We start from the raw sequence: 15,229 nt of genomic DNA on the forward strand, positions 1-15,229 counted from the left end.
CTGCAAACATATTGTGTTTTTATTTACAATTCCAATAATCCCTGATTAATTTAAAGTAGGTCAGTAAAGGAGTGTTGGATGGGTAGTCGGCTGGAACAAGCGCGAGAGTGGGCGAGGGTACGACATGCCCTCCAGCGGTATGGCGCTCAGCCCTATCGTTGTCACCTGGATCATGTCGAGCGGATTGCCACGCCTTTTGGTGAACAAGCACGTATTGTGGCGCAACTGCACGATATTTTGGAAGACACCGCGACGCGTGTGGATGAGATCTCTGCGCTTTTCGGCCCCACGGTAGCCCGCGCTGTGATGCTGGTGACCGACCCGCGCCGACCCAATCGCGAAGAGCGAAAACGCGCGTTAAACCAGCGTTTGATTGTGCTTGATGTCACGGATGAGGCGGCTTGGCTTGCCTTGGTGGTAAAAACCTGTGATCGACTCGCGAACGTCATTGCCAGTAGTGAACACAGCCCAAAACGGTTTGAGCAATATCAACGCGAACACGGCGGCTTTCGCGTTGCTGTATATCGCCCCGGTTTGTGTGACAACTTATGGCAAGAGCTAGATGGCTTGATTGATGCCGGCCAACACGCAGACCGACATCCTGATCATCAGCTCCACGCGTCGATCTCTTAGCCGCTGTTTTCGACGACGCGGTTAATGCTTAGTCGTTAGTTATCTAAGTCATACACAGTCGGGACGGGCTGTCGTTTGTGCTGCGTTGCCTGGTACACCTTAATAATCTTCTCTTTCACCGCATTATCGACTGGCTTACCTTCAAGAAAATCATCAATTTGCTCATACGTGAGTTGTAATGCGTCTTCGTCGGCTTTTTGTGGCGATAAGTCTTCCAAATCTGCGGTAGGGACTTTATGAACTAACACGTCCGGCGCCTCTAAGTGGGCGGCAAGTTGACGCACTTGGCGTTTATTGAGACCAAATAAAGGGGCAAGATCGCAGGCGCCATCGCCGAATTTGGTATAAAAGCCGGTGATGTTCTCTGCCGAGTGATCAGTGCCGAGGACCAAACCTTGGGTTAAACCGGCAATTTCATACTGTGCAACCATTCGGGCGCGTGCTTTAACATTGCCTTTGGCAAAATCAATCCGCCCTTCGTTTGCTGGCAATAGGCCGACTTCCGACACTGCATCGAGTACCGATTGATGTGTACCGTCGACACCGGGTTTCACATTGACGGTCACGCTTTTACTTGGTTGGATAAATGATAGCGCGAGTTGGGCCTCATCCTCATCTTTTTGCTCACCGTAGGGTAAGCGTACCGCGATAAACTGATATTGCTCGGTGCCTGCGGCTTGATTAAGTTCGTCAACGGCTAATTGTGCCAGTTTTCCACATGTTGAAGAATCGACGCCTCCACTAATGCCTAATACAAGGCTCCGGGTCCCTGAACGTTGTAGCATGGCTTTGATAAACGCAATGCGACGGCGTACTTCGAGCGCTGGGTCAATCGTGGGTTGCACGCGCATTTCTTCGCGGATCGGGTGTTCCATGTTGTGTTCCTCTTTTTAACTCTGGCATGCGACTTTAATGAAGGTTTGGCTGCGTATTATTGTGCATGATCTCTGGCGCGTTGGGTATAGCCAAATCAATCCCTTCGCGTTGCTGGTTACGTGTTAGGTTTTTGATTGGTTTCATGGCATCATTATGCGCGATATCCACCGCATCCAGAATGGTTCGGCTAAGAGAATACGATGACAGAGCAAATTGCAGTGTTTGGTAGTGCTTTTAATCCGCCGACGCAAGGCCATGCGTCGGTATTAGCACAACTGAACCACTTTGATCAGGTATTGCTGGTCCCTAGCTACAAGCATGCTTGGGGGAAAGCGATGGCGCCTTATGACACTCGCTGTGCGTGGGTGCGGACGTTTATCGATGATGTCGCGCTCTCGAACCTGACACTATGTCAACGCGAGGCATCGCTTGGCGCTGAAGGTGACCCTGTCACAACATTTATGTTGCTGAGTGCGTTACAGCAAGATTATCCAGAGGCCGCGTTAACTTTTGTTGTTGGACCAGACAACTTGGTTAAGTTTGGTCAATTCGCGAACAGTGACGAGATCCTTGCGCGCTGGTCTGTATTAGGGATGCCAGAAAAAGTGGTGGTCCGAAGTACCCACATACGTGAACGACTCCAGCAGGGACTACCCATCAGTGAGTTAACCACCCCGAACGTCGCGGCACAGCTAACCGATTCAGCGTTCAGGGCGTATTAGCACATGATAGATTGATTCGTCTTGTGTATCACGCCTCGAAGGTGTCGGTATAACGCGCATACAGTGATTCTGCTTGCGCGTGCGCGATGCCGATATTTGTCGCCGCCTTGGTTAATGTTTGCCCCGATTTAAGGGCTGCACGGAGTTGTCTCACGATAAAATATTCGTGTAAATCTTCCATGGTCAGTTGCGTGAGTGCTTGTAATTGATAGTGTTGTTCAGCGTTTGCGTGCGGTTGACCTGCTTGCGCTCGTGTCACACAATCTGCCAAGCTTTGGGTTTGTCGGTCGAGTGTTTGTGACGGTGTCATGAGTGAAACCTGATCTAATGCGACAGCTTGAAGCCGGCGTGCTTGCGCTGATGATGACGGCTGATATCCTGACGTAAGCAGTGCACAAAGGCTGGCAACAAGCAGGGGGGACACCTCGACATGGCCAACTTGTGTAGGCAGCTTCTGCGTGACACGTGGCGATATGGCCAGTTGATGTACTCGAGTGTTTGGCGTGATGGTCAGGGCATGCAAACACTCAAATGGAAGCCAAAACCCTTGACCACTATGCACAGGGATGTCGGCTTTCCCTAAGCGAACAAATACAACGCCGTCTTCAACAAACAGCAAATTGGCCGTGTAACGACGCTTACGAGGCGTGAAAGTCAGTGATGATGATTGGTAAAACGTATGTTCGCTGGTGTACTTCATAATGGCGTCTCAATGTAACAAGGCGGCAATGGTGAGCACTTTTGCTGTTAAGGTCAAGTACACACCCCGAAAGGGAACCCTTTTGGTGCAATAAGGTCTGACCTCCAACCTGTGGAAAATATCGGTGGATTCACTTTGAATCCTTGTTTGGCTGCGTAAAATAGCGCGGTTTTTATTAGCTATAATGGAAGAACGTGCAGACAGTTAACGATCCCTATCAAGAGATTCGTCCTTACTATGACGAAGAAGTTCCAGGTGCGATTCAGCGTCTTATTCAAGATGATGAATTTATCAATGCGATTCTGTCTTATCGCTATCCACACGCATCAGGCCCGCTCGGTTGGCTACTCAAGCCTGCGCTAAAACTGTATCTGACCAAAAAGTGGAATAACATCAGAACCGTACAGGATGTGCAGCTACATGTTGCCAGCTATATGCGCAAGATGATCAAAACAAGCTGCGATAAAGTCACGGTCTCCGGTGTTGAAAATCTCGACCCAAGCCAAGCGTACCTCTTTGTCTCGAATCATCGGGATATTGCCATGGATCCCGCCTTAGTGAATTGGTGTTTGCATCAGCGCGGATTAGATACGGTAAGAATCGCCATTGGTGATAACTTGTTGCGTAAGCCGTGTGCAACGGAGCTGATGAAACTGAATAAAAGTTTTATTGTTAAGCGTTCCGCTAAAGCCCCCCGTGAAATGATGAAATCGCTATCACAATTATCCGCTTACTTACGTCTTTCTCTCGATGAAGGGCAGTCTATATGGATAGCGCAACGAGAAGGGCGAGCAAAAACCGGCGAAGACATCACTGATCCTGCGATCTTAAAAATGTTCTTTATGGAAGGCCGAAAACGTAAGCAAGATTTTGATACGTACATGGGCAACTTAAACGTGGTTCCTGTAGCAATATCGTATCAAAACGACCCTTGTGATCTGGACAAAGCGACGGAATTGGATGCGGTTAAGCGATTAGGGGCGTACGAAAAGAGTGAGTTTGAAGACATTCAGACCATCGTCAAAGGTATCGTCGGCAACAAGCGCCATGTTCATGTCGCCTTTGGTGAGCCAGTGACACTGTCACAAGATACGCCTGACTCCATGGCGGCGAAGATCGATAGCCAAATTCATCAGCTGTATCGGCTGTATCCGGCCAACTATATTGCGGCTGGGGTAGAACATGACAGTGTCACACCAGCCGAACGCCGTCTTTACGAGCAAAAAATTGCTCAAGCGCCTGAAGCGGCGCGTGAATATTTGCAACAAATGTACGCCAATCCAGTCCTCAACCAACAGACAGTAGGTGCTGTTCTTTCAGATGACGACGTCGTCGACGTTGTAGGAGAACAAAACGCCGAGTGACCTTGTCACTTTATTGGCGATCCCAAGGCGGTGGATCGCCAATTTCATCACGCATGAAATCGACAAACTCTCTGACCTTGGGCGCAAGATGCTTACGCCGTGGGTAAACGATATAAATTGGCAGTTCGAGACAAGGCTGCCAGTCGGGAAGTACCTCAACCAGCTCACCCGTGTCTAACTCATCGTTTAATAGATAGGTCGCGAGATAGGCGATCCCCAATCCCGCTTTGACTGCTTCGAGCACCGCAGGGGCGTTATTGATTGTGTATTGGCCGCTGACATGAACCACTTGTTCCGTGTTGGCCTTGGTGAAGGGCCATTGGTCATAACGACGTTCACGGCTTTGATAAGTAATACAGTCATGATGACGTAATTCATTAAGTTGTTGCGGGATGCCGTTATTTGCAAGGTAGGTTGGGGCAGCAACCAGTTTGAACTGACAGTCTGCTAATTTTCTCGCCACCATTCCCTCAGGAGGGTGCTCATGAATCGCTACCCAACAGTCATAGCCTTCTTCGACCAGGTTAGGGCGATGGTCGAACAAACTAATGTCGAGATTAAGATCAGGGTATAGCTGTCGGAATTTGGCAAAATGGCGCGTCATTATAGTATTACCGAATGACTGCGCGACACCGATTTTTAGCTTACCGGTTACCTCATTCCGATAACCTGCGACCATGGCTTCGGCTTCATCTAAGGTTGCCATTAACTGGCTACCATAATCCGCATATCGAGTTCCCACTTCGGTCAACGATACCGAGCGGGTGTTACGCTGTACCAGTTGGACGCCCAAACGATCCTCGAGGTAACGAACCTGTTTACTCACTTGTGATTTGGAAATCCCAAGTCGTTCAGCGGCGCGCGTAAAATGCTGCTCTTGTGCAACGGCAGCCAACACCACAATTTGTTGAAGATGTTCGAGCATAGTCTGTGCTTCCATGTTCTCAGTAGGGTGAGACTACCACATATTTCCCTGCCTCTGGAATTAATAGTGACAACGTCACACTAAGCTATCAGAGAAGCACCGTAAAACCCCCTTCCTTTTCTTTTTTCTATCTTATTGTTTTTTAATGTCAATATATTATTGTTTCCTGTGAGATACACTGAAAACATTAAATGTAAGTGCTCACTTTTAAAACGGTTATAAAATTTCACACTATCTTTCATTTATTCTTATATCGGCTTATTTATTGTTTATATCGACAATGAAAACTGGAATGGCTGTTTTTATTCATGATTGGTATCGCATAAAATTTAGCGAGGAGGTGATAGATGATTGAATTAATCAAACAGTTTTTCTTATTAGGGTGCATGTCGTTTGGTGGGCCGGCCGCGCATGTCGGCTATTTTGAGCGTGTGTTCGTCAAAGAAAAGCGGTGGCTGAGTGCGGATACCTTTGCTTCTGGTTTAGCCATCAGCCAGTTTCTACCTGGCCCAGGAAGCAGTCAGCTCGGTATGTATATTGGCTATCAACGCGCGGGTTATTTAGGTGCGTTTAGCGCATTTGTCGCGTTTACCTTGCCTTCTTTTGTTTTGTTGACAGCGGCGGCGGTATTAAACAGCGGTGCGCAAGCTTCTGATTGGGTCGCAAGCATCATTAGCGCAGCCAAATTATTAGCGGTGGTGGTAGTGATTGATGCCACTGTCTCAATGGGCCGAAAATTTATCGGCTCGTTAGCGACTGGGGCGATGGCAGTGGCAACAACGTTATGGCTATTGCTAACGCCATCGGGCGTATTATATCAAGTACTTCCCATTGTCATTGCAGGCATTGTAGGAGCTATTAGGTTTGCGAAGCCCCAATCACATCATGCACCAGTTAGCATTGCGTGGCGCCGCAGTAGCGTGATCCTGGGTCTCTTTTTACTATTGCTCACAGTACCTTGGCTGTTTAATCAAACCTTATGGGTACAGGTGTTTAATCTGTTCTACCAAGCGGGCAGTTTTGTCTTTGGTGGCGGGCATGTGGTTTTACCATTGCTCGAGCCTATTGTCGGTGACGTTGTCACTGATTCGGCGTTGATTGAAGGTTATGCGGCGGCTCAGCTAGTGCCGGGGCCGATGTTCACCATGGCGAGTTATCTGGGTGCCAGTGTTGAAGGATTAGCTCCCATTTGGGGCAGTATCATTGCAACGATTGCGATTTTCTTGCCTGGGGCATTACTTATGTTCGGTGTTTTGCCGATTTGGGAGGCGGTTAAAACTCAGCCTCGTTTGGCCGGGGCTATCAGTCTCATTAACGCAAGTGTGGTAGGGCTTCTTGCCGCCGCGCTTTATCAACCCGTATGGGTTTCCGCCTACACAAAACCTTTGGATTTAGTGCCCATCGCGCTTGGCTTAGTGGCATTAACTCAATGGCGAATTTCGGTGTTTTGGTTACTCCTATTAATGATGGTGTACCAGTTTACTCTCGCTTAATACGCGCCATACTTTGTGGCCCAGCTGTGTCTGGGCTACTTTTTATCACTTAGCGCACTATAACTTTATATGTTGTAAAGCAAAAAGCTAAGTCACATCGCTCATGTGGCTCAGCTTTTTAATTAATTTATAAACTGCAGTCTTAGAACTGCCAAGGTTGGCGAGTGCCTGTGTCGGAGGCTGTTTGTGCCAGCTCAATAGCATAGATGACTTTGCTTGCAGAAATCGGACAAACAGGCGAGGGTTGGTTATCGGTAATTGCCTTTGCTAATCCATCGAACAGGCGGTGATATTGGCCGTCTTCGAGCGTGAGAGGATCAGGGGTGACGCTGTCACCAACTTCGAGCATCCCTTGATACGCTTGCTCACCAAAACCAGAGACAGTTACCATCAAACCCGCGCGTAGTTGCTCTTCTTGAATATCTAATCCTACGGTACTGAAGGTCGCTTTTTCACCCTGGACGACAAAGCGTTCGGTGGTACCTGAACGGTAAGGGCTGGAGGATAAAATTACTTCTGTATTTGGGTAATGCAGCGTCACTTGAAAATAGTCGGTCGTTTCGCTGCTAGGGCGTAGCGCACGACAGGTGCCAGAGACCGCATCCGGTTCCCCTAAAAGGTGGAGGGCTTGGTCAATTAAATGAGAGCCGAGGTCATAGAGAATTCCGCTGCCTTCACCTGGCAATTCACGCCAACGTTGGCGGACTTCTGGGCGGTAGCGATTAAAGCTGGAATGCATGACTTTGATGTCGCCAAGCTCACCTGCTAGGTGTAACCCTTTTAGGGTGAGAAAATCCCCATCCCAACGTCGATTGTGGTAAGGACACAACACCAAGCCTTTTTGCTTGGCCAGCGCCGCTAGCTCGAGACCATCACGGCTATTGGTCACAAAAGGCTTTTCTACCAAGACATGGCAACCGGCTTCTAATGCTTGTTTAACGTGTTGGTAATGGAGGTGGTTGGGGGTAGTAATCACCACCAAATCTGGGGTTTGTTGAGTGAGTAAAGTGTTGAGGTCGTCAAAGCAAGCCGCTTTAGGCAATCGCTGTGCAACTTGTTCGGGTTTACTGGACACAACAGCTGAAATAGCGAACTCAGAGATTGCACTCAAAAAAGGAACGTGAAATGTATTGGCAGAAAAGCCAAAACCGACCAAAGCTGTTTTTATCATAAAGCGTACTCGCATTGACGATGTATTATCAGCACTTTATCGGACATCGACACGCCAATCAATCTAAGTGCAAGATCTCTCTGTCTCAATATGGATATAGTTATAGATTAAGTCCATAATGAGAGTGTGTGAGCATGAAATGGTGAATGATATGACAGCAGCACAAGCACCAAAGGCGGCAGACAAGAAGAGAATGGCTCAGGTCGGCTTCAAAGCTGCTGTAAAAATAATGGAAGGATGGGGCTGTACCGGCGCAGACATGCAGCGAATTCTTCGCATGCCAAGGTCTACATTCCAAAAGTACAAGGCGAACCCAGACACTATATCTATGGATGATGATCAGCTTGAGCGCTTAAGCTATATCGCAAACATTCACAGTAGCCTTCGAATCATCTTCGATAACCAAGAGAACGTTCAGGGTTTCATGTCGATGGAGAACAAAAACGCTTACTTCGAAGGGCAGACGCCTTTATCTATTATTAGTAGCGGCAAATTCGCTGATCTTTACGAAGTGTTCTGTCGTGTCGACGCGTTACGTTCAGGTCAATGGGGGTAGCATGCCGAAAGCGAGAGAAAATCAAGCGGTAGGTTATAGGCTCATTCCGTCTAAATACCCGACGATTGATTTGTTTGATGATGTCCTTAATCCGCAAGACTTTGAGGTGATGTATCAACTGCAAGCATTGACGAATCCACGTATTCTCGATGAAGTGGGTGATGTTTCCCTGATTAAGCCGGAGGAAATCCCGTACCACTGTGAACGTGGTCGTAGCTATGCGGTAGCCGCCTTTACGCACATTAACCGTGATGGCTCACGTTTTGCTGATGGCAGCTTTGGGATGCTTTATATTGGTGACACCGAACAAACCGCTGTAAAGGAAGTCATGTATCACCAGCGCAAGTATTGGGCTGGCGTTAATGGGCTTCACTATGATCGTTTGGTGTTTAGGGCGCTTCGTTTCACATTTGATGATAATAAGGTGATTGATGTGTGCGACAAGCCAATGACAGATCCAATTTACGACCTGATTGATTACTCTGCGGCACAGATGCTTGGCCGCCAGGTGCGGCAAAATGATGCATTATCAGGGATCCGCTACCACTCAGTGCGAAATGAAGGGAGGATTTGCTGGGCGATGTCTACGCCAAAAGTGGTTAGCGATGTCATCCAATGCTTCCATGCAGAAATGATTTGGAACGGGAAAGAAATTAGCCAGGTTGAGAAGATTTACTCAATGGATTAATCGATATAGCGGTATATTAATAAACCAGCCTTAAGTGCGCATTATGTATGTTATGTTAAATAAAGTGTTTATCAGATGACGAATCGTATCGATAAGACAAGCGCCTTGCCTCCTCACCTCCATTTTCTCTCCCCCTTCAGTTTTCTGACGCGATGATTCAACATAACTGGCTATTTACCATAAAATAGCTAATCACCACTTTCTTTAATCAACTTAGTTCAAATGCTCCGCTTGACCTAAGATGCTTCAATCACGCAGTGATGAGCCAAACAAGATCAGCGTTATTGCTATTTTATACTTCTACCGCATTGAAGCGTCAGTTCGCCAAAGTCACGGCAATTGCTGTCGTGACCAGCCTGTTCCCGCATTTCTTGCGGTGTCGGACGGCGCTAATAAGGTGATGGCGGCAAGCGTTCAAAGTCATCAATCACTTTAACCATGTTGGGTGGCGTATCACTCCATCGCCAAAATACGATATTTTTCATGTCCTGAGTGGCTCCACGTACAAAACTTGGCACAATAATGGCGTTGACCTTTGCGTTGATGAGCTGCGTCGATAAGTGCCAACTATCGGGCGTTTGCTGCTGGGTCACTTGATCTAACCAAGCACAGCTTAGTGTCGAGGGCTTGATACCACAGTTTAGAAGCACCGTTTCATCGGTCAGATCGAGTACATTGTCACAGTCGACATCATATTGACATATTGTCAGAGGCTGAGCTTTAAAACGAAACCCCTGCTGAGCCTCGACCCATGCACCTGATTGAGACAGTGAGGTGTATAAGGCGCCAACACCTTTTGGGTTAAACCGACCACCGTTGCGTCTTGCCCCTTCACCACTGTTAGGCGCGTATAACCAGCGAGGGTTATGGCCACGAAATACCGCACCTTCAAATTTAAACAAATGGTCCTTTAGCTTCTCTTCACGCATAACCGCCTTCGCTCGTATGATTGAGGTAGGCTCTGACCGCATCTATTCGATCGTGCTTAACCAGTTGTTCTGCGGTTAATCCGCCAAACTCTGGCAGCCCTTCGCTCCGATACCACGCGTAGGCATGAAATTCATTCCCCGTCCACGGAAGGATTCGGTTGATCACTTCTGTGCAGTTACGTAGTTGTTGCTGCGCCTTGATTGTTGAATATCGTTCGGTGCGACTCAGCGTGGAATAAGGTAACCCAGACAATGACGCAATTTCTTTCAAATTTGTATGGAAAAACGCGGCCATTTTGCTCGGTTCAACGATACCTTCTGCGTTCATGACGACATCTAAAATAGATCGGTTCATCGTAGCTACCATGTCATTTAAATTTGACTTATATACGTCTAAAATGGATGACATTATGACGGTTGTCAAGCTGGGCTAAAATACAGCAGAACAGCAGGTGTTTACTGTACCGGGAACACAAATCACGGTTTGCTCCGGACGAATTCCACCCGTTAACCTTTTTAGGTTCAGCAAGGTTTGCTACAGTTCACCAGTCATTAGATCATTCATTATAAGGATAACCATGAAAGCGCACATTTGGGCGTGTTTGCTCGTGGCGTTAGCCAGTTTTGGCGCGATAGCTCAGGACGAAAACGATGTTAAGCATACTAAGGCGGCCAAAGAGCCAACATCGTACGCCGAGCAAAGTATTTACGATAAACCATTGATGGAAAGGTATGTTTTGGATGAGATCCGGAACTTAAGAACCGATTTCCAAGCGTTAGAAAAACGTATGGTCACAGAGATCACCGACCGTGAGCTCGACGTGGCGGATAAGTCACTCAACTACGCTAATGTGACAGTGACCTACTTCTTTTATCTCATCGCGGGCGCAGCATCGCTCATTGCCCTCGTTGGCTGGCAGTCGTTACGTGATATTAAGACCAACACCAAAGAACTGGCGGATCAACAGTTATCTGAAATTGCAGAGCAATATGAGCGCAAGTTCCAAGCGCTCGAGCGAGATTTGAAGCGTAAAACACGCATTATTGCTGAAAATAACAAAGAAATTGAACGCATTAACGAAATCCATAACTTATGGTTACGTGCGCAGCATTCGCAGACGCCAGAGCAGCGGATGGAAATTTATAATGAGATACTCAAAATCCGCCCTGGTGATCTCGAAGCGTTAACTCACAAAGCGGATGCCGCGATGGAAATGGGTGAATACCATTGGGCGCTAAGTATTAGTAACCGTGTCTTGGAAGTGGATGAGCGCAATGCTAATGCCCTATTCCAACGCGCTTGTGCTTATGCAAGGTTAGGTGCCGAGGACCAAGCCGTGTCTGACTTAGAGCTGGCGATAGCTGAAAGTGCTTCATTGCGTGAGGCGGCTCGAGAAGAGGCCGACTTTGAATCACTGCATGGTCACGAGCGGTTTGATCTGTTGATTGACCCTGATGGACTTATTTAAGCAACAAAAAACGTAAACAAAAAAACCAGGCATGAGATGTTGCCTGGTTTTTCTTTTTACCCGCCGGCCAGTTTGACTGTGTGGCCTTTCTTTTCTAAGTGCGTTTTGATGTTGTCGCGCTTATCCCCTTGGATCTCAATCACGCCATCTTTCACGGCTCCCCCGCAACCACATACTTTTTTGAGTTCGGCGGCGAGCTGTTTTAATTCAGCATCATCAAGGTCTAAGCCAGTGACTAAGCTGACGCCTTTACCTTTGCGCCCTTTTGTTTGGCGCTGGATACGAACAATGCCATCCCCTTTAGGGCGTTGAGGCTTCTCGGGCGTTTCTTTGATTTTTCCAGATTCTGTTGAGTAGACTAAGCGGTTTTCGTCAGACATGGTGATAGTTTTGCTTCGTTGAACATTTTAGACTTATACTATCAAAAGCAATGCTATGTTGGCAGTCACTATCCGCGCAGCTGCTCTCCATTCTTATCAATAAAAAGCTTTAATCCTGGTAGCGATCCCTTCATCAGTTTGCCTCGGACAATCATATACCAGCCCTTTTCATCTTTTTCTGGATCGTCGTTCATAATACGAAAACCATTATATTCTTCCACCTGCTTTTTTGACGATACGTCATCCTCTTCATCATCAAAATCGGCGGGATCGACAAGAATACTGGTGTCAGCCCACCACTCGATTGATTTTTTCACATTGTGCAAACTGCCAGATATCGATTTACCCCCGAGTCTAGCGCGGTAAACCTCTGTGGCCTCATCGCCACCTTCTGACTTTTCAATCGTATAACCACGATGAAAAAGGCGTCGGGTCATGTTTTTTCCTCCCGCAAATAGCCGTGTACGCCATGTTGCATTGAACTACGGCCTTGAGTCTGTTTTAGACTATTATCAGCCCTACTTAGAATTATTTCATTAATCCAAGCCATTAACGGACTTAGGGTCTAGTGTAATGAGACATAAGTCTAATATTTTTCATTCTAGTGTGTTAGACTGACAACAAACATATAAAGTTATAGTGCGTTATGAAAAAGATTTTACCGCTTGAGCCAAAACATATTCTCGATAGCTTGGCCCTTTTCAATCAAGGCGTAGTCAGTTTGGATGAGTGGGAATTATTAACACAAGGCGCTTACAGTCGTAATTCATTACTCAGTTACCGTAATGACTGGCACGTATTTGCTGATTTTTGTCACGGCCAAGGGGTCACAGCCGTGCCGTGTGCGATAACGACTTTGCGTCGCTTTGCCGAGCTTGCGGCTCAACACCGTAAAATATCGGCGATTCGTCGTGTCGTGGTCACCGTCGGTTTAGTACATCGACTACATCAACAGCGTGATCCCAGTAAACATCGCGAAGTAAAATACGCCATGGCTCGATTACTTCAGGCAAAGTTACCGGAAAGTAAAGAAGCCACTCCCTTTCACGCTCAGCACATGATACAACTCAATGAACAACTCGCCAGTTCGCAAAGACTGCAAGATCTGAGAGATCGGCTTGTATGGTCACTTTCTTATGAAGGATTGCTTAAACGCAGTGAACTTGCCGCACTGACCACAGACGATCTGATTACTCAAGGCACCCAAACGTTCATAATAGTTAGAGATCAACGGGTAGCATTGAGTGAGCAAACAGCGATGTTAGTCGCCCAGTGGTTGGATAAAACAGGAATGAATCATGGCCCCCTACTTCGTCGAATCAACAAACATGGCCATTTAGGTGAGACCGCATTAGACCCGTCATCGATTTATCGGGTCTTTCGACGCGCGAGTCGCTTGCTGGGTGAATCCGTTACTTTTTCTGGGCAATCGCCTCGCGTCGGTGCAAGCCGTGCACTTGCCAATAAAGGAATGACAATAAAACAAATCCAGCATCTTGGCCGCTGGAAAAGCCCCGCAATGCCGGCGCAATATGTCGGTAACACGATAGCAAGTGAACAAGCTAAAGCGCGATACCGACATAAGAAGCTGACGGAATAACTAGCTTACTCGCCGTCCCGTTGCATGGGTGATCCGTGATGCGAGATATTCATCAAATGCTAACCCATGATGTTCAACCAATTTAGGGAACATGGAAATGGGGGTCATACCTGGAAAGGTATTAATTTCGTTGACGAGTACCGTACCGTTCTCTGTCAAGAAAAAGTCAATGCGCGACATGTCCTTTAATCGCAGTTGCTTAAACGCTTGATGGGCATAGTCGCGAATACAGGCAACTTGTTCCTCGCTAAGGTCGAGTGCTTCAATCTGTGTATTGCTCGAACTCCCTTCACTGTATTTCTCTTCAAAGGTATAAAAACTCCCCTCTGGACAGCGTATTTCACCCGGCTTGGTGACAATAATTTCGTCGCCAACCTGAAACGCGGCGACCTCTAATTCACGCGGTTGAATCGCTTTTTCGATCAATACTTGGTCAGAAAACGTAAACGCATCTGCAATGCATGTTGAGAGCTGCTCTTCTTCAGTCACACGATAGCAGCCTACACTGGATCCTTGACTGGCCGCTTTGACGAAAACGCCTTGATGCTCAGCAAAAAAGGCGGACGCACGTGCCATGCTTTGGTCACTTTGATCGGTGATAAACACGTAGGGTGTGTTCGGAATGCCGAGGGCATCAAACCACAACTTCGAGGTGATTTTATTAAAGCAAATTTGGCTACCTTCCGGGCCGCATCCTAGGTAAGGCAGGCCGGTGATCTCGAGTAGTGACTGAATATCCCCCGTCTCGCCGGGAAAACCATGGAAGCAAGGGATCACATAATGAATTTGCCTATGCTCAACCTTGCTACAAAGCATGCCATCAGTATCAAGGTGACAGCGCATACCATCGTCAAGATGCCATCCATCTTGGGTGATTTCGACTTTTTGGACATTGACTCGAGGGAGCTTCGCTAGCTGTGATTCAATATACTGCGCAGAAACGAGCGAGATATCGTGCTCCGCACCACCGCCACCGCACAGTAAAAGCAGGTTTAGTTTCGTCATAATTTTCTCTCACCACGTGCATTAACACGTTACCTGAATATACCGCCATAGTAGTCAAATGCGACGTTGCTTTCACCTATCGACGCGTATTTGTTGGTATTTTGGTGTTTGATTGCTGCGGGTTTGTTCAAAGCTGACCCAAGAGCCAGCTTCTATATTAACAGGCGCGGAGATTCGACTAGTTAACGCGTGTCATCTCAGGCGTTGATGAACGCTTAATGTCTGCGATGTCACGAACAAAAGGACCATACTGCTGAATGGTTTGCGGTAAAGCCTTAATGGCACGCTTCGCTGCCTCTCGTGATGAATATTCACCATACAACAAGGTATACCAAGGTAAGCCGTCTACCATTTTCTTGTTGCTCCAAAGTGGCTCGTTACTTGGAAGCCGTTTGGCGTAATCACTAAACCCGCGATCATGGCTAAGTGCCACAATTTGAATGGTATACCCTGGGCCCTGGCTTGATGTTTTTACGGTTTGTTTTTTCGGCGCTGGCGCCGCTTCCTCTTTCCAAGCGGATTGCTCTTTCGATACAGATCGTTCTTTCGATGCGGATCGCTCTTTCGGTTGTGGTGCCGAGGTTTTCACAGTCTCGCGCGTATCGGTTGACTCAATGGTCTGACTATAAATTTCAGTGGTCACACCACCGCCACTGCATCCTGTTAGCAGCAGCGCAACTGCAAGTAAGCCCAGTTTTTTCATTGTTATTCTGTCAGT

The 15,229-nt window shown here is 47.4% G+C and carries 18 protein-coding genes; 8 read left to right on the forward strand and 10 right to left on the reverse strand.

Annotated features, from left to right (window positions below; genetic code table 11):
- Positions 1–78: 78 nt before the first annotated feature.
- On the forward strand, positions 79–633 hold the full coding sequence (locus BZG78_RS13725) for an HD domain-containing protein (protein WP_021023844.1): 555 nt from the start codon (positions 79–81) through the stop codon (positions 631–633).
- Between the two features lie 35 nt (positions 634–668).
- Here BZG78_RS13725 and nadE read toward each other — a convergent pair whose 3' ends face one another.
- A complete protein-coding gene (gene nadE, locus BZG78_RS13730; protein ID WP_077661514.1) occupies positions 669–1,508 on the reverse strand; it encodes an ammonia-dependent NAD(+) synthetase in 840 nt (279 codons plus the stop codon).
- A gap of 201 nt (positions 1,509–1,709) precedes the next feature.
- On the opposite strand from nadE, the gene BZG78_RS13735 reads away from it, so the two are divergent.
- Positions 1,710–2,231 (forward strand): nicotinate-nicotinamide nucleotide adenylyltransferase, encoded by a 522-nt coding sequence (locus BZG78_RS13735; protein WP_021023841.1) that lies wholly within the window; start codon positions 1,710–1,712, stop codon positions 2,229–2,231.
- A gap of 28 nt (positions 2,232–2,259) precedes the next feature.
- On the opposite strand, the gene BZG78_RS13740 is transcribed toward BZG78_RS13735, so the two are convergent.
- The gene (locus BZG78_RS13740; RefSeq protein WP_077661515.1) at positions 2,260–2,931 is read right to left on the reverse strand and encodes a hypothetical protein; all 672 of its coding nucleotides are present in this window, start codon (positions 2,929–2,931) and stop codon (positions 2,260–2,262) included.
- Positions 2,932–3,125: 194 nt separating this feature from the next.
- Here BZG78_RS13740 and BZG78_RS13745 point away from each other — a divergent pair, with 194 nt between their 5' ends.
- The gene (locus tag BZG78_RS13745) at positions 3,126–4,295 is read left to right on the forward strand and encodes a 1-acyl-sn-glycerol-3-phosphate acyltransferase (RefSeq protein ID WP_021023839.1); all 1,170 of its coding nucleotides are present in this window, start codon (positions 3,126–3,128) and stop codon (positions 4,293–4,295) included.
- Between the two features lie 10 nt (positions 4,296–4,305).
- On the opposite strand, the gene BZG78_RS13750 is transcribed toward BZG78_RS13745, so the two are convergent.
- Positions 4,306–5,220, reverse strand: a complete 915-nt coding sequence (locus BZG78_RS13750; protein WP_077645913.1) for a LysR family transcriptional regulator — start codon at positions 5,218–5,220, stop codon at positions 4,306–4,308.
- A 347-nt stretch (positions 5,221–5,567) separates the two neighbouring features.
- Between BZG78_RS13750 and chrA the strand changes: the two genes are divergently transcribed.
- Positions 5,568–6,713 carry a chromate efflux transporter gene (gene chrA / locus BZG78_RS13755; RefSeq protein WP_077661516.1) on the forward strand — a complete coding sequence of 382 codons (1,146 nt, stop codon included), beginning with the start codon at positions 5,568–5,570 and terminating at the stop codon, positions 6,711–6,713.
- A gap of 142 nt (positions 6,714–6,855) precedes the next feature.
- On the opposite strand, the gene BZG78_RS13760 is transcribed toward chrA, so the two are convergent.
- Positions 6,856–7,884, reverse strand: a complete 1,029-nt coding sequence (locus tag BZG78_RS13760) for a Gfo/Idh/MocA family oxidoreductase (RefSeq protein ID WP_025744908.1) — start codon at positions 7,882–7,884, stop codon at positions 6,856–6,858.
- A 151-nt stretch (positions 7,885–8,035) separates the two neighbouring features.
- On the opposite strand from BZG78_RS13760, the gene BZG78_RS13765 reads away from it, so the two are divergent.
- Together BZG78_RS13765 and BZG78_RS13770 are read left to right on the forward strand one after the other, a co-directional pair.
- A complete protein-coding gene (locus BZG78_RS13765; RefSeq protein WP_025744909.1) occupies positions 8,036–8,440 on the forward strand; it encodes an antitoxin Xre-like helix-turn-helix domain-containing protein in 405 nt (134 codons plus the stop codon).
- A gap of 1 nt (position 8,441) precedes the next feature.
- Complete coding sequence (locus BZG78_RS13770) at positions 8,442–9,128, forward strand: RES family NAD+ phosphorylase (RefSeq protein WP_077661517.1); 687 nt, start codon at positions 8,442–8,444, stop codon at positions 9,126–9,128.
- A gap of 389 nt (positions 9,129–9,517) precedes the next feature.
- Here BZG78_RS13770 and BZG78_RS13775 read toward each other — a convergent pair whose 3' ends face one another.
- Entirely contained in the window at positions 9,518–10,057 is a 540-nt protein-coding gene (locus BZG78_RS13775) for an RES domain-containing protein (protein WP_077661518.1), read from the reverse strand.
- Entirely contained in the window at positions 10,050–10,412 is a 363-nt protein-coding gene (locus BZG78_RS13780; RefSeq protein ID WP_077661519.1) for a hypothetical protein, read from the reverse strand. The genes BZG78_RS13775 and BZG78_RS13780 overlap by 8 nt, the downstream gene beginning before the upstream one ends.
- Before the next feature lie 223 nt (positions 10,413–10,635).
- Between BZG78_RS13780 and BZG78_RS13785 the strand changes: the two genes are divergently transcribed.
- Positions 10,636–11,526, forward strand: coding sequence for an alkyl sulfatase dimerization domain-containing protein (locus BZG78_RS13785; protein WP_236719515.1), 891 nt, complete (start codon positions 10,636–10,638; stop codon positions 11,524–11,526).
- A gap of 56 nt (positions 11,527–11,582) precedes the next feature.
- On the opposite strand, the gene yciH is transcribed toward BZG78_RS13785, so the two are convergent.
- Positions 11,583–11,906: a stress response translation initiation inhibitor YciH gene (yciH, locus tag BZG78_RS13790; protein ID WP_025744584.1), complete on the reverse strand. Its 324-nt coding sequence runs from the start codon at positions 11,904–11,906 to the stop codon at positions 11,583–11,585.
- A 68-nt stretch (positions 11,907–11,974) separates the two neighbouring features.
- Entirely contained in the window at positions 11,975–12,343 is a 369-nt protein-coding gene (locus BZG78_RS13795; protein WP_077460747.1) for a DUF3319 domain-containing protein, read from the reverse strand.
- Between the two features lie 209 nt (positions 12,344–12,552).
- Between BZG78_RS13795 and BZG78_RS13800 the strand changes: the two genes are divergently transcribed.
- A complete protein-coding gene (locus BZG78_RS13800; protein WP_077661520.1) occupies positions 12,553–13,506 on the forward strand; it encodes a tyrosine-type recombinase/integrase in 954 nt (317 codons plus the stop codon).
- Here the strand turns inward: BZG78_RS13800 and BZG78_RS13805 are convergent, their stop codons facing one another.
- Both BZG78_RS13805 and BZG78_RS13810 read right to left on the reverse strand, forming a co-directional pair.
- Positions 13,507–14,511 (reverse strand): D-alanine--D-alanine ligase, encoded by a 1,005-nt coding sequence (locus BZG78_RS13805; RefSeq protein WP_077661521.1) that lies wholly within the window; start codon positions 14,509–14,511, stop codon positions 13,507–13,509.
- Between the two features lie 178 nt (positions 14,512–14,689).
- Positions 14,690–15,214 carry an SPOR domain-containing protein gene (locus BZG78_RS13810; protein ID WP_077661522.1) on the reverse strand — a complete coding sequence of 175 codons (525 nt, stop codon included), beginning with the start codon at positions 15,212–15,214 and terminating at the stop codon, positions 14,690–14,692.
- Between the last annotated feature and the right edge of the window lie 15 nt (positions 15,215–15,229).

It is taken from the genome of Salinivibrio sp. MA351 (assembly GCF_001996065.1).
In the GTDB taxonomy this organism is placed as follows: domain Bacteria; phylum Pseudomonadota; class Gammaproteobacteria; order Enterobacterales; family Vibrionaceae; genus Salinivibrio; species Salinivibrio costicola.

What these genes read in the sequence shown, in the direction of transcription:
- BZG78_RS13725 (WP_021023844.1), top strand. Translation starts at nt 79, where the DNA reads ATGGGTAGTCGGCTGGAACAAGCGCGAGAGTGGGCGAGGGTACGACAT.
- nadE (WP_077661514.1), bottom strand. Translation starts at nt 1,508, where the DNA reads ATGGAACACCCGATCCGCGAAGAAATGCGCGTGCAACCCACGATTGAC.
- BZG78_RS13735 (WP_021023841.1), top strand. Translation starts at nt 1,710, where the DNA reads ATGACAGAGCAAATTGCAGTGTTTGGTAGTGCTTTTAATCCGCCGACG.
- BZG78_RS13740 (WP_077661515.1), bottom strand. Translation starts at nt 2,931, where the DNA reads ATGAAGTACACCAGCGAACATACGTTTTACCAATCATCATCACTGACT.
- BZG78_RS13750 (WP_077645913.1), bottom strand. Translation starts at nt 5,220, where the DNA reads ATGCTCGAACATCTTCAACAAATTGTGGTGTTGGCTGCCGTTGCACAA.
- chrA (WP_077661516.1), top strand. Translation starts at nt 5,568, where the DNA reads ATGATTGAATTAATCAAACAGTTTTTCTTATTAGGGTGCATGTCGTTT.
- BZG78_RS13760 (WP_025744908.1), bottom strand. Translation starts at nt 7,884, where the DNA reads ATGATAAAAACAGCTTTGGTCGGTTTTGGCTTTTCTGCCAATACATTT.
- BZG78_RS13765 (WP_025744909.1), top strand. Translation starts at nt 8,036, where the DNA reads ATGACAGCAGCACAAGCACCAAAGGCGGCAGACAAGAAGAGAATGGCT.
- BZG78_RS13770 (WP_077661517.1), top strand. Translation starts at nt 8,442, where the DNA reads ATGCCGAAAGCGAGAGAAAATCAAGCGGTAGGTTATAGGCTCATTCCG.
- BZG78_RS13775 (WP_077661518.1), bottom strand. Translation starts at nt 10,057, where the DNA reads ATGCGTGAAGAGAAGCTAAAGGACCATTTGTTTAAATTTGAAGGTGCG.
- BZG78_RS13780 (WP_077661519.1), bottom strand. Translation starts at nt 10,412, where the DNA reads ATGAACCGATCTATTTTAGATGTCGTCATGAACGCAGAAGGTATCGTT.
- BZG78_RS13785 (WP_236719515.1), top strand. Translation starts at nt 10,636, where the DNA reads ATGAAAGCGCACATTTGGGCGTGTTTGCTCGTGGCGTTAGCCAGTTTT.
- yciH (WP_025744584.1), bottom strand. Translation starts at nt 11,906, where the DNA reads ATGTCTGACGAAAACCGCTTAGTCTACTCAACAGAATCTGGAAAAATC.
- BZG78_RS13795 (WP_077460747.1), bottom strand. Translation starts at nt 12,343, where the DNA reads ATGACCCGACGCCTTTTTCATCGTGGTTATACGATTGAAAAGTCAGAA.
- BZG78_RS13800 (WP_077661520.1), top strand. Translation starts at nt 12,553, where the DNA reads ATGAAAAAGATTTTACCGCTTGAGCCAAAACATATTCTCGATAGCTTG.
- BZG78_RS13805 (WP_077661521.1), bottom strand. Translation starts at nt 14,511, where the DNA reads ATGACGAAACTAAACCTGCTTTTACTGTGCGGTGGCGGTGGTGCGGAG.
- BZG78_RS13810 (WP_077661522.1), bottom strand. Translation starts at nt 15,214, where the DNA reads ATGAAAAAACTGGGCTTACTTGCAGTTGCGCTGCTGCTAACAGGATGC.